An 11,379-nucleotide genomic window follows, 5' to 3' on the forward strand; every position below is an offset into this window, starting at 1 on the left:
CGGGGGCTGGGGCGGATGAGGGCGGGCAGCGAAGACGATGATGTCGTCGTCAGGGTCTCTCCGAAGGCATCCACCAAGTGGGTGCACAACGCCTCCGGCTCCCCAGGCCCCTCTGCCACAACAGCGCTCAGAAGGTCGAGGCGCTTGTTGAGTTCGCTGTCGCGGGTCTCGATGAGCCCATCGGTGATCATGCCGAGCCGGCTGCCCGGCTCGGCGCGATGGCTGACAGCCCCGGGCTGCGGCAGACCCAGGCCCAGGAGCGGGCCCTGGTCTCTCAAATAGCGGGGCACCCCGACGGGCCCCAGGAGCAGAGGTGGCAATTGAATCCTCCCCCAGCTGAAGCAGGGGGATTCCTGACTCACGCTGCCTGCGGGGCAGCGGCCCAACAGGTCTTCCGCCATCAACACCGGCCCGATCGTGCCGGTGCCTTTCCCTCTGTATCGCTCAGAAACTCCCGATCAAGTGCTCAGGAGGCGGTTGAAGAAGGAGCGGTAGCGGCGCAGCGCCCTGCGCAGCTCCTCGGTGTCTACTTGCTTGTCATGTCCCCACTGGCCTTCCAGATCCTGCTTGTGCTGGGCGAAAGTAGTGGCCAGGGTCTGCATCAGGTCGGCGACAAGGGCGTCGGCGGCGTGCACGGCCTCACGCGGGTCGTCCACGAACTGGTTTTGGATCGCCTGCCAGTGGTTCCGGAAGCGACGGTCGTCGTCGGCCGTCAGCAGCTCGGGCACTTCGTCATCCGATGCGGACTCGGCCGAGGCAGGCAGGCGGCCTGGAGGGGAGTCGGTCGCATCCGTCGGCGCTCCGGTCTTCTCGCGTGTACCGACCGCGGCCGCGGCAAAGGCGTCGCCGCCCTGCCGCTCATCGGCCCGGGCGCTCTCCCTGTCCGCGGCGGCGGTCGCGCCGGCCTGGTCGCCCAAACCGTCCGCCCCTGGCGTCGCCGTGGACTCGCCGGGGTAGGCCGGCGCCCGGGATGTGTCGTCCTGCGGGGTACCGACTTCTTCCGAGGTGTCGGTGGGGCGGGCAAGATCCTCGGTGCTCAGGCTTCCGGGCGTCGTGCCGCTGTCGTCGTTGCGGTGCATCGTGGTCCTCCTCGCGGGTGGTGGCCGTGATCAGGAAGCGGCTGGACGTGCCCGGCCGCCATCGGAGAGGAGCTCGTCGAAGAGCGCGCGGTAGTGGACCATCGCGCCGCGCAGTTGCTCAGTTGTCGCCCGGTGGCGAGTGCTGAGGGTCTCCACCTGGTGCGCGGCCCGGTAGTGCTGGAGGGTCTGGCCATGGTCGACCGAGAGATCCCGTATCTGCTGGTCGAACCCTTCCGTCGGGTATCCGCGATCCCGCATGAGGGCCGTCACCAGTTGGTCCGCGTCGTGCACGGCGTCTTCCGGCCGGTCCACGAACTCGTCCTGGACGTTCGTCCACTCTCGCGTGTAGCGGTCACGCACGCTGTCGGACAAGGGGCGGATATCCAGCGCGTCGTGTCGGCGCTGACGCTCACGGAGTTCACGCTCGGCGGCATGCCGGTCGTCGGCTTGCTCAAGGGTCCGGTCGTACTCCGGTCCGAAACGCTCCTGCAGGCGACGGCGCCGCATCACGAAGACAGCCGCCACGATCAGAGCGATCACCACGACGATCGGAACGATGATGGCCAGCAGAGTTCCCGTCGACATGACTTCACGCTCCTCACAAAACGATTCGGTCATTTCCTTCCATTCGGCGAGTCCCCGTGCTGCCGCGTTTCACTCGCCCGCCACCGAATTCGCCTCACGAAGGCACGTCTTGTCCGGCCCGGTTCTGAGGGCGCACGCGGAGGTGACGGCCCCTGCCGGTGGCACCACCTCACGCCGGTACCGTTCCGCGCCGAGCCCTCGCCGACCTCACCCACGCCCCAGCGAGCAGCCCGAGGGGAACTCCAACGATCGAAGTACCTCAGCACAGCCGCAGCACTTCCATCGGGTCACGTGGGGCAGCAGCTATGACGCGCCCGGTCCCGCCGCCTGATAGTCCAGCCGCTCCATGTCCGCTATCGACCCGCCGCAAGACCCGCCTCGGCTGGTGCCGCGTGTACCGCCTCGATACCCGGGCCGAGTCGCCCGGCCCGAAGTCCTTGAGATCCGCGCGCAGCTCGCGCGTCACGACGATCGCCATAGGGGCTCCTTCAACGATCAGCGAAGGCACGCACTGCGGCTCACCGGCAACGCGCTGCGGATCGAACTGTGGGACAGCAGCCCGTGCAGCCCGCCACGAAGGCCCCGGACCCCGGGCGGGTCGGACGGTGCAGGACTTCTTCAACTGCCGTGAGGGGCGTCTTCCCCCGGGTGGTGGACCTCGGCCGATTCTGCGGCTCTGGCCAGTTGGGAGGCAGGGCCCGCTTCTGAGCAACGCCGACCACGCCTGCGAACGTGGGCCAATTGGAGCGGTGGTGGGAACCCGCCGCCATGAGCCGGCCTACGGCGCCTGGCCCCAGGGACCGCTCGCGGGATATCTCGACGCAGATGGGGCACTCAGTTCAGGCCAGCCCGGGCCGGTGCGTTACGACTGCTGAAGAAGGTCCGCGCAGGTGATGAAGGAGGCATGCGAATGGCTATGCGACTCGTACGGCTTCTGGGACTGGCGACCGCCGCCTACAGTGCAGCGATCATGGTGCGGCCCAAGGGGCTAGCTCGCCCCTGCGGCATGACCGGCCCGGACAGCGAGGCTCCGCCGGCGACCGCGACCCTGATTCGCGCCATCGGCGCCCGGGACACCGTCATCGGCGGCGCCACGATCCTGGATCGCGGTCCTCACGCGCTGCGGGCCGTGAGTTTCTGCCGTGCCACGGCGGACCTGTGCGACGCGGTCGCCTTCGGCCGCGTCCTCGACGGGAAGCAGCGCACGAAGATCGCGGGATTCGCTGCAGGATGGGGAGTCCCGTGCGAAGCAGCCGCCATCAGCGGCGCCCGAGAGAGCCGCTGACATTCCCGGGCCCGCCGGCGCCGTCCCCAAGTGCGCGACGCATCCCCTCCTACCGCCGGGCGAGACCCCGCTCGTAGAAGGCTCCACCGCAGAAGCGCATCAGGGAACAGCCCGACAGCGGGTTCTGGGAACATCGCCCTGCTTCTGGCTCGCGCTGACTGTGGCGTCGGATCGAGCCGACGTCTGCGACCCGCTTTCTCCCATCCCCGGCTGAAGCAGCCGGTAGCCACGAAGGAGCCCCGATGAAAGCCTCGAAAATCGTTTACAAACCAGTCGGGATCGCCCTGGGAGCCGTCAGCGGCATGATCGCTGGCGCCGCGTTCAAACAGACGTGGAAGGTGCTCGGTCGCAACGAGGACGCACCCGACGCCACCGACGAAGATCGTAAGTGGAGCGAGGTGCTCCTGGCCGCGACTGTCCAAGGTGCCATCTTCGCTGGCGTCAAAGCCGCCGTCGACCGCACCGGCGCCGCCACCATACGGCGCCTGACCGGCACCTGGCCCAGCTGATAGAAGAACGGGGCCGCCGATCGCGGATTCCCGGCCGGCACGCCGGGATGGAGCGGGAGACCGTCGACGCTCCGCGGGCCGAAGACCCGTCCCACCGTGCGGGTCCCGAACTCGCTACCGGCCTCTGCGACGTCCGCGCTCCCTCATCCGAGCCCCCGGCAGGCCCACTGCCGGTGGGGCCGCCCCACGCTCAACCGCGCATCCGTCGGCGGGCATCGTGTTCAGGCACCTGGCAGGAACAGGCAGAACAGATGGCCGTGGGGATCGCGGAGGACTCTTACGTCCTTCTGAGGCTGATGAGCCTCCAGCGTCGCACCCAGGGCACAGGCGCGTGCGGTCTCCGCCTCCAGGTCGTCCACCTGCACATCCAAGTGGGCCTGCATCTGCTGCACTCCCGGGCGCTGCGGCCATACCGGTGGAGTGTGATCGGTCTCCAGCTGGAAGCTGAGGCCGGGGCGTTCTCGCTCCGGATGCCTCAGGCGTACCCACTGCGGTTGGCGATCGACTTCTTGCCAGCCCAGCAGGGCCCGATAGAAGTCAGCCAGGGCGGGAGGGTCGGGAGTGCCCAGCACAAAGGCACCAAGCGTTGTCGTCATGCCTTCAGCAGTTCCCCCGGCACTCGTTCTGACTCACGGCGTTCCCGGTCCAGCTCAGCTGGAGGTGGCTCCTCGAGGAAGAACGTGGTGCGCACGGTGCTTCGGTGCCGAGAGGCGTCTGGCCGGGGATGCCTGGCCCGTTGGCGGGATTGCGCTGGGGCGCCGCCCAGGCATCTCAGGACCAAGGCGCCTTCTTCCGCGCCGCTGCGCGGGCCTTGGCCCAGGCCTGGGGAAGCTGTCGCTCCCGTGCGCCGGCCGCGGCCGCCTCCCGACCGTGCAGGATGCCCCAGGTGAAGCCGGGCTCCCCTGCCGCGTGGGCGGAGACGGCGAGCTGGCGCAGGGCGTCACGCGTCACCACACTGTCGTGCTGGGCTCCGCTCACCCGCTGCACAGCCTTGACACGCTTGCCAAGTCGCCGTGCGGGACGGCCCAGGGCCGGACGGGCCGCCTCGGAGGCGTAGCGCAGCCTCTTGGCGGCTTTGCGGGCATGGTGGATCGCGGTGTCCCGTTCGGGGCCCGGCACCATGGCGAGTGCCGGTTCCATGCGCCTGGCGAGTCGGCGGTACTCCTTGCGAAGTGCCTTGCCGAGGACTTTCCCGGGCTTGCCGACCGCTTTGGCTGCGTGCAACGGTGGTACTTCGGTGAGGGACTTCAGGTCCTGCAGCAGGTTCAGGTAGCGGGGCGATGCGAGCGCCTCGAGAGTGCGGCGTCGGGCCTCGGTCTGCCGCGCCACGTCCCAGACCTTGAGCCGTGCCTCGGCCGGGCCAAGGACCAGCTCGCCGGGCAGTTCCCGCAGGCCCGAGGTGAGCCGCTCGCGCAGCACTTCGTGGTCGCGTTCCTGGCCGAGTTCGCCTGCGAGCCACTTCAGATCACGGCGGATGGGGTCGGTGGCTTCCCTGTCGAGGACGGGGCGGTAGGAACGCAGGCAGCCGCGCAGGCGGCGTGCTGTGGTGCGCATCTGGTGGACGGAGTCGGGCACGTCGCGGCGGACTGCGGGGTCAAGGTCCGTGAGGGCGTCGACGAGTCGGGCGATGTATGCGAGCACGTACGAGCCGGCCGTTCCCGGCTCAAGGTCAGCACGGGCTTCAGTCGCGTGTTGCAGGATGGACGTCGTCTCCGTCAACGCACGGAGCACCTTGGACGGGCTCTGTGCCTGGTGGAGACCGCGCTTGCGCACCGCTTTCTCGACGCTGTCCAGAAGGGCCGGGTCGCTGTGGACGAGTTCGACCTCCATCTCCGTCCAGGCCGTGCGTCCTTTGTCGTCGAGGAGTGCCTCGGCGGACACCTCGTCCATGCTCAGCTTCGCCAGGACGTCGCCTTCCGCATCGAGGAGATGGTGCAGGGAGTGGCTGGAGCGGATCCGCATCACGGGCCGCAGCGCTGCGCCGCGAGTGCGGGAGAGCGTGAGATCCCGCAGTTCCTCAGGAGCGTCCTTTGCGCCGAGAGGGGCCTGGATCTCCTCACGGCTGTCGCCCGGGAGGGGGAGTTTCAGGTGCCAGCCGGCATCGGTGCCACCCGTCCTGCGGCGCAGGGATGCATGGCTGCGTGTCAGTCGCAGGTCGCTGCTGTCGTAGTAGACGGCGTCCAGCTCCTGCACCCCCTGGTCCGCCACGGAGGCGATGCGGCTGGCGCCGGCCAGGGCGGGCAGCCAGGAGATGTCGGCGTCGGGCACGGCGTATGTGCGTTCTGTCTCTCGCGTCGAACGAGCCATATCAACCGCGTAGACCCATTTTCAGGATTCAAACGTATTGATCGCTGCTTGCACTTTTGGGGTCGGCTAGCCGCTTGGTTGCCTGCCTGTGGTCCGCTGTCGCGATGCGCCGGCGAGTTGGGTGACATGCTCGCGGGCCCCCGCAGGGTGGGTTTGAAATCGCGGACACCGATCACAAGGCCCTTTGACACAGTCTTTATACGACCAGGTAGGAGACACAAATGGGCATCATCGCGTGGATACTCATCGGTCTGCTCGCCGGCCTTATCGCCAAGGCGCTCATGCCGGGCAGGGACCCGGGCGGCATCATCATCACGATGCTCATCGGCATCGCAGGAGGCCTCCTCGGCGGCTGGCTCGGCAAGGTCATCTTCGGTGTCGACTCCATCGACGGCTTCTTCGACCTCTCCACCTGGATCGCCGCCATCGTCGGCTCGCTGATCCTCCTCGCCCTGTACCGGGTCATCACCGGAAACCGCCGCCACGCCTGACCGCCGTCGCTCCTTCGCCACAGCGGCTCCACTCTCTTCTCTCTGTCCCGGGGCGGAGCCGTAGCCGTGCCCGGCGGGCTCACGGGGGCGCCGGGGTGCAGGGTCTAGGAGATGAGTTCGTCCAGGAGTTGGGGACCGTTGTTGCGGACGTTGTTGACGGCGGTGGAGACGGGGCGGGCATCCAGGTGGCCGTTGGCCGGCTGACCGAGCAGGCCCGCAGCTCGTCGGGATCCTGATGATCGGGGTCCAGCCAGGCGTCGTAGTGCTCGGGGGTGAGGGCGAGCGGCATGCGGGGGTGGACGCGGCCAGCGGTGTCGGTGGCTTCGGTGGTGATGATGGTGCAGGTCATCAGCCAGGCGGCTGGGTCATCGTCCTGCTGAACCGTCTGGTCGCGCCAGTACGCGTACAGCCCGGCAAGCGCCATCACCTGATCGTCCTCGGGGTGGATGAAGTACGGCTGCTTGCGCACCTTGCCGGTGCCGGGGTCTTCGACCTGCTCCCATTCGTAGAAGCCGTCGGCGGGCAGCAGGCAGCGGTGGCGGGTGAACGCACGGCGGAACGCGGGCTTTTCGTGCACCGTCTCGACCCGTGCGTTGATCATCCGGGCGCCGGCCGTCGCGCCCTTCGCCCAGGATGGGACCAGCCCCCAGCGCAGCGGTCGCAGCTCCCGTTCCGCTGGACCGGTGTCGTCCTTGCCGCGAGGTGTGCGTTCAAGGACGGCCCACACGTCATCGGTCGGGGCGACGTTCCAGTTCGGCGCGAGCGTCTCCCGTGCGGGTACGTCGGGCACGCGGAAGAGCGGGGCCAGCTCCTGCGGGCTGCGAGTGGATGCGTACCGACCACACATGCCTCCACTCTTTCACCGCCGAAAGGCGCGCGCCCCGCGTCGACACTGTTGTCACCCGAGGCCTTGAACTTCGGCCCCGACGCGATCCGCCCCGTCACCACCCTCCTGCGAGTCGGCTGACCCCCTCGTCTTTCCCGAGGACCGGTTCAGGACGGGGAAGGCGTAGTAGACGATGCCCCAGCTGGTGATCTGCGTGACGCAGAGGGCGGGCAGGGCGGCGCGGGGCCGCGTCCGGTCCCCCGATCCGGTCGCGGCCCCGCTGGTGTGGAGGTTGGTCATCGGCGAGGTCAGCAGCAGCCGCCCGCGACGGCCGCTTCCTTCGGTTCGGCCTTCCCGGTTCCGGTGCAGCAGGTGCTGCCCTGCTGCTTGGCCAGGGAGTCGGCGTCGGCCTTGACGACGTACACCTCCCAGGGCTCCTTGCCGGGGCCGTGGACCCAGACCTTGTCCTGGAGGGCGTAACAGCAGGTGGTGTCGTTCTCGACGTCGGTGGCCAGTCCGGCCTCGCTCAGGCGGGCGGTGGCGGCGTGGACGGCCTCGGTCGAGTCGACCTCGACGCCGAGGTGGTCCATGCGGGTTGTCTCGCCTTGGGTGCCTTGGACGAGGACGAGCTTGAGCGGGGGTTCGGCGATGGCGAAGTTGGCGTAGCCGTCGCGGAGTTTGGCGGGCTCGGCACCGAACAGCTTGCTGTAGAAGGCGATGGACGCCTCCAGGTCGGGGACGCGGAGGGCGAGCTGTACACGGGACATGACGAACCTCCTTGAGGGGATTGCGGGTTCAGCAGCCGCCGGATGCGGCCGGGGCGCCGACGCGATCTGCAGGGTGGCCGGGGCCGCGCAGCACCCGCCTGCCTCGCTGCTCTGGGCGGCGTCGGGGTCGTCGAACAGGCCGGCGCCGCCGCACACGCCGGTCTCGGGGAGGGTCAGCTCGACGCGTTCGGCGGCTTCGCGGTCTCCGGCGAGAGCGGCGGTGATGGAGCGGACCTGCTCGTAGCCGGTCATCGCCAGGAACGTGGGGGCGCGGCCGTAGGACTTCATGCCGACCAGGTAGATGTCCTGCTCGGGGTGGGAGAGCTCGCCGACGCCGTGCGGGTAGACGGTTCCGCAGGAGTGGACGTTGGGGTCGATGAGCGGGGCGAGATCGGTCGGGGCCTGGAGGCGGTCGTCGAGGCCGAGGTGGACCTCGGAGAGGAAGGAGAGGTCGGGGCGCAGGCCGGTGAGGACGATGACCTCGTCGACCGGGTCGAGGCGGCGACCGTCCTCGGCGACCAGGATCAGGCGGCCGTCGGAGTCGCGTTCGACGGCCTCGGTGCGGAACCCGGTGGCCGCGCTGGCGTGGCCCGCCTCGACGGCGGCCTTCGCGCGCAGCCCCAGTGCGCCTCGGGCAGGGAGCTCGTCGGCCTCTCCGCCGCCGTAGGTGCTCGTGCCGATGCCGCGGCGCAGGATCCACACGGCGTGCGTGCCCGCTTCGTCCTTGGCCAGGTCGGCCAGGGTCGCGAGTGCGGTGAAGGCGGAGGCGCCCGAGCCGACGACGGCGGTGCGCCTGCCCGCGTACCGGGCGCGCACGGCCGGGTCGGTGAGGTCGGGGACGCGGTAGGAGACGCGGTCGGTGGCCGACTTCTCGCCGAGGGCGGGCAGCCCGTCGGCGCCCATCGGGCTGGGGGTGGACCAGGTGCCGGAAGCGTCGATGACGGCGCGGGCGGTGACGCGCTCCTCATGGCCGTCGGCGAGCTGGATGTGGACGGTGAAGGGCTGCTCGTCGCGTCCGGCGTCGACGATGCGGTCACGTCCGGCGCGGGCGACGCCGGTGACGGTGGCGCCGTAGCGAACCTTGTCGCCCAGGGTGTCGGCGAGCGGCTGCAGGTACTTCTCCGCCCAGTCACCGCCGGTCGGGTAGGCGCCGTCGGGGCGAAGCCAGCCGGTCGGGGCGAGGAGCTTCTCGGCGGCGGGGTCGATGACCTCGGCCCACGGGGAGAACAGCCGCACGTGCGCCCAATCGCGGACGGCCGTGCCGGCACTCGATCCGGCTTCCAGCACCAGCGGTTCGAGACCGCGCTCGACGAGGTGGGCGGCGGCGGCCAGGCCGACGGGGCCGGCTCCGATGACCACGACGGGCAGATGGCCGGCGGTGGGCACGGCTTCGATGGACACGGCCACGAGATTCCCCTTTGATTCGACATTTGTCGATGGCTTGCGCGGTCAGCATGGCACCTGTATCGATGAACGTCAACATAGACATGCATCGAATCTGGAGGGGTGCGCTCGTGGGGCACGTCGACGTGAGAACGATCGGCCACGGCCAGCCCGCGCCTACTGGAGGCCACGCCCCTGTGCGGCATCGGCCGGAGTCTCGGCCGCATCGCGCGTCGCCCGCCTGTCAGCCCCGCCCGGGCCGAGTCGCGCACCCTCGCCCACTTGGTTCGACGTATGTCAACATAGATGCATGTCGAATACGAAGGTGCTGCCGCTGCTTCAGCCCGAGGTTTCCGATTCCGTGACGCCGTGCTGCCCGCCGCTCACCGAGCGCCCGTTCACCGCGGAGGAGGCCGAGACCGCCGCCCGGATGTTCAAGGCCCTGGGCGATCCGGTCCGGCTGCGACTGTTCTCGGCCGTCGCCTCGCACGAGGGCGGCGAGGCGTGCGTGTGCGACATCTCCGACGTCGGCGTCTCCCAGCCGACCGTCTCGCACCACCTGAAGAAGCTCAAGGATGCGGGTCTGCTGACCTCGGAACGGCGCGGAACGTGGGTGTACTACCGGGTCGAGCCGTCGGTTCTGACCGCAATGGGCAAGCTGCTGACCATTGCACCTGCTGCGGCCTGACGACTGCCGGAATCGCGGAAGAACGCAACCGCGTCCAGCCCACCAGCATGACCGTCACGCCCATGGCCAACGCGCACGCCGACGAAATCCTGGCGATCTACCAGGCTGGGATCAACGAGGGCAATACGACCTTCGAGACGAGCGCCCCACCTGGCAGGTGCTCGACGCCGCCAAGCTGCCCGAGCACCGGTTCGTCGCCCTCGATGCAAGCTCACGGCAACCGCCGGGGACATGTTCCCAACGCCCAGCGCACGACTGAGGGGCTTGAGTGCCGGCTCCACCCGAGCCGAAAGAGCTCTCGCCTGAGCGTCTGGTCAGTCGATGGTACCGACGGTACCATCGGTACCATGTCGCAGCCCAAAGCTATGAACCTACGCTTTCCCGATCCGGCCCAGCGCGCCGCGATCGAGGCCGCCGCGCGGCAGGAGGGCGTCAGCCTGCAGGAGTACATCCTGTCCGCTGCATACGCTCGCGCCACTGCCGTGGAGGCACGCTTCCTCGACGCCTTCAAGGAGTCGATGTCCCGCAGCGGCGACGTGTTCGCAGAAGGCGCCGGCGCGGCTGATCCCGGCGCGGAGCAGCGTGCTGCCGAGCTGGCTGCGCGGCAGGCTCTTGAGGAGCAGCAGGAGCGGGGTCACGCCGCGTGACGCAGCACGAACCGCTCCAACCTCTCGATGTCGCATTCTTGCTGCATGCGGCCGAGCTGCTTCCCGGTGATCCGCAGGTGGACGATTTGGGTCCGTTGTACGCGGCCGTTGCCCGGGTCAATGCCCGGGCCTTGGAGCACGATGTCTACGGGTCCGTGTTCCTCAAGGCGGCGGCGCTGCTGCAGACGCTGGTGAGGCTGCCGTGTCTGGAGCACTCCAACGAGGCTTTCGCCTGGCACTGCGCGGAGGCGTACCTGGGATTGAACGGGTGCCGTCTCGACTACCCGCCGAAGGAGGCGGTCGCGCTGGTCAGGGACGCGGCATCCGGTGCGATGGGTGTTGGCTTGATGGGCCGTCAACTGCGCGCATGGAGTGTCTCCTGACCCTGTGCCGGAACTCCGGGTGGGCGGATTCGGCATGGACAGGCTCTCTGCGGACGCCGCGCGGGCGAGCTTCTCGTGCAGCAGCAGCGGCGGCATCGTCGCCAGGACCACCGCGCACGGCGAGGCCACGATCATCGGGTTTCTCCTTCGTGGATACCCCGGCCTTCAGGACGGGGAGGAAACGAAGTTCCTGCGGAGCAGGGCTGGGAAAGCCGGTTCGCTGGCAGGGCGGACCGGCATTCCCTGCCGACCGGCGGACAGCCGTCGCTTACACGGAATTTGATACCGTGTGATATGTGACGCAGCAGGTCAAGCGGGCTTTCAAGTACCGCTGCTATCCGGCGGACGAGCAGGCAGCCGAGCTGTCGCGCACGTTCGGCTGCGTCCGTCTCGTGTACAACAAGGCGTTGGAGGAGCGCACCCGGGCCT

General features: G+C 69.1%; 12 protein-coding genes and 4 pseudogenes. 7 read left to right on the plus strand and 9 right to left on the minus strand.

All coding sequences use genetic code 11. From position 1 onward, the window contains the following. Positions 1-68: 68 nt before the first annotated feature. The 3 genes and pseudogenes from ABZV42_RS32600 to ABZV42_RS32610 all read right to left on the minus strand — a co-directional run. A pseudogene (locus ABZV42_RS32600) lies at positions 69-401 on the minus strand (SpoIIE family protein phosphatase); the annotation flags it as partial. Between the two features lie 57 nt (positions 402-458). Next, positions 459-1,079: a hypothetical protein gene (locus tag ABZV42_RS32605; RefSeq protein WP_356054998.1), complete on the minus strand. Its 621-nt coding sequence runs from the start codon at positions 1,077-1,079 to the stop codon at positions 459-461. Positions 1,080-1,109: 30 nt separating this feature from the next. Continuing rightward, positions 1,110-1,664: a hypothetical protein gene (locus tag ABZV42_RS32610; protein ID WP_356055000.1), complete on the minus strand. Its 555-nt coding sequence runs from the start codon at positions 1,662-1,664 to the stop codon at positions 1,110-1,112. Between the two features lie 910 nt (positions 1,665-2,574). Here ABZV42_RS32610 and ABZV42_RS32615 point away from each other — a divergent pair. Both ABZV42_RS32615 and ABZV42_RS32620 read left to right on the plus strand, forming a co-directional pair. Further along, the gene (locus ABZV42_RS32615; RefSeq protein WP_356055002.1) at positions 2,575-2,949 is read left to right on the plus strand and encodes a hypothetical protein; all 375 of its coding nucleotides are present in this window, start codon (positions 2,575-2,577) and stop codon (positions 2,947-2,949) included. A 242-nt stretch (positions 2,950-3,191) separates the two neighbouring features. Then, complete coding sequence (locus ABZV42_RS32620) at positions 3,192-3,458, plus strand: DUF4235 domain-containing protein (RefSeq protein WP_356055004.1); 267 nt, start codon at positions 3,192-3,194, stop codon at positions 3,456-3,458. A 221-nt stretch (positions 3,459-3,679) separates the two neighbouring features. Here the strand turns inward: ABZV42_RS32620 and ABZV42_RS32625 are convergent, their stop codons facing one another. Both ABZV42_RS32625 and ABZV42_RS32630 read right to left on the minus strand, forming a co-directional pair. Next, a complete protein-coding gene (locus tag ABZV42_RS32625; protein WP_355991524.1) occupies positions 3,680-4,054 on the minus strand; it encodes a VOC family protein in 375 nt (124 codons plus the stop codon). A 175-nt stretch (positions 4,055-4,229) separates the two neighbouring features. Then, on the minus strand, positions 4,230-5,765 hold the full coding sequence (locus tag ABZV42_RS32630) for a CYTH and CHAD domain-containing protein (protein ID WP_356055006.1): 1,536 nt from the start codon (positions 5,763-5,765) through the stop codon (positions 4,230-4,232). A 221-nt stretch (positions 5,766-5,986) separates the two neighbouring features. On the opposite strand from ABZV42_RS32630, the gene ABZV42_RS32635 reads away from it, so the two are divergent. After that, the gene (locus ABZV42_RS32635) at positions 5,987-6,256 is read left to right on the plus strand and encodes a GlsB/YeaQ/YmgE family stress response membrane protein (protein ID WP_355991527.1); all 270 of its coding nucleotides are present in this window, start codon (positions 5,987-5,989) and stop codon (positions 6,254-6,256) included. A 104-nt stretch (positions 6,257-6,360) separates the two neighbouring features. Here ABZV42_RS32635 and ABZV42_RS32640 read toward each other — a convergent pair. The 4 genes and pseudogenes from ABZV42_RS32640 to ABZV42_RS32655 all read right to left on the minus strand — a co-directional run bounded on the left by ABZV42_RS32640 (position 6,361) and on the right by ABZV42_RS32655 (position 9,235). Next, positions 6,361-7,103: pseudogene (locus tag ABZV42_RS32640) on the minus strand (SOS response-associated peptidase). 144 nt (positions 7,104-7,247) lie between these two features. Further along, positions 7,248-7,382 (minus strand): annotated as a pseudogene (locus ABZV42_RS32645) (MFS transporter); the annotation flags it as partial. Between the two features lie 8 nt (positions 7,383-7,390). Further along, complete coding sequence (locus ABZV42_RS32650) at positions 7,391-7,849, minus strand: ArsI/CadI family heavy metal resistance metalloenzyme (RefSeq protein WP_356055008.1); 459 nt, start codon at positions 7,847-7,849, stop codon at positions 7,391-7,393. Positions 7,850-7,877: 28 nt separating this feature from the next. Further along, positions 7,878-9,235: pseudogene (locus ABZV42_RS32655) on the minus strand (FAD-dependent oxidoreductase). Between the two features lie 307 nt (positions 9,236-9,542). Here ABZV42_RS32655 and ABZV42_RS32660 point away from each other — a divergent pair. From ABZV42_RS32660 to ABZV42_RS32675, 4 genes are all read left to right on the plus strand, one after another. Beyond that, the gene (locus tag ABZV42_RS32660; protein ID WP_356055010.1) at positions 9,543-9,920 is read left to right on the plus strand and encodes a metalloregulator ArsR/SmtB family transcription factor; all 378 of its coding nucleotides are present in this window, start codon (positions 9,543-9,545) and stop codon (positions 9,918-9,920) included. A 365-nt stretch (positions 9,921-10,285) separates the two neighbouring features. Next, positions 10,286-10,567, plus strand: coding sequence for a DUF1778 domain-containing protein (locus tag ABZV42_RS32665; protein WP_356055018.1), 282 nt, complete (start codon positions 10,286-10,288; stop codon positions 10,565-10,567). Beyond that, the gene (locus ABZV42_RS32670; protein WP_356055012.1) at positions 10,564-10,950 is read left to right on the plus strand and encodes a fic family toxin-antitoxin system, toxin component; all 387 of its coding nucleotides are present in this window, start codon (positions 10,564-10,566) and stop codon (positions 10,948-10,950) included. The genes ABZV42_RS32665 and ABZV42_RS32670 overlap by 4 nt, the downstream gene beginning before the upstream one ends. A 296-nt stretch (positions 10,951-11,246) precedes the next feature. Continuing rightward, positions 11,247-11,379, plus strand: a 133-nt coding sequence (locus ABZV42_RS32675) for a helix-turn-helix domain-containing protein (protein ID WP_356055020.1), incomplete at its 3' end; no start/stop codon positions are given.

The organism is Streptomyces sp. NPDC005281, assembly GCF_040607495.1.
Taxonomy (GTDB): domain Bacteria; phylum Actinomycetota; class Actinomycetes; order Streptomycetales; family Streptomycetaceae; genus Streptomyces.

Coding starts and splice junctions, on each gene's coding strand:
- ABZV42_RS32605 (WP_356054998.1), bottom strand. CDS start 1,079: ATGCACCGCAACGACGACAGCGGCACGACGCCCGGAAGCCTGAGCACC.
- ABZV42_RS32610 (WP_356055000.1), bottom strand. CDS start 1,664: ATGTCGACGGGAACTCTGCTGGCCATCATCGTTCCGATCGTCGTGGTG.
- ABZV42_RS32615 (WP_356055002.1), top strand. CDS start 2,575: ATGGCTATGCGACTCGTACGGCTTCTGGGACTGGCGACCGCCGCCTAC.
- ABZV42_RS32620 (WP_356055004.1), top strand. CDS start 3,192: ATGAAAGCCTCGAAAATCGTTTACAAACCAGTCGGGATCGCCCTGGGA.
- ABZV42_RS32625 (WP_355991524.1), bottom strand. CDS start 4,054: ATGACGACAACGCTTGGTGCCTTTGTGCTGGGCACTCCCGACCCTCCC.
- ABZV42_RS32630 (WP_356055006.1), bottom strand. CDS start 5,765: ATGGCTCGTTCGACGCGAGAGACAGAACGCACATACGCCGTGCCCGAC.
- ABZV42_RS32635 (WP_355991527.1), top strand. CDS start 5,987: ATGGGCATCATCGCGTGGATACTCATCGGTCTGCTCGCCGGCCTTATC.
- ABZV42_RS32650 (WP_356055008.1), bottom strand. CDS start 7,849: ATGTCCCGTGTACAGCTCGCCCTCCGCGTCCCCGACCTGGAGGCGTCC.
- ABZV42_RS32660 (WP_356055010.1), top strand. CDS start 9,543: ATGTCGAATACGAAGGTGCTGCCGCTGCTTCAGCCCGAGGTTTCCGAT.
- ABZV42_RS32665 (WP_356055018.1), top strand. CDS start 10,286: ATGAACCTACGCTTTCCCGATCCGGCCCAGCGCGCCGCGATCGAGGCC.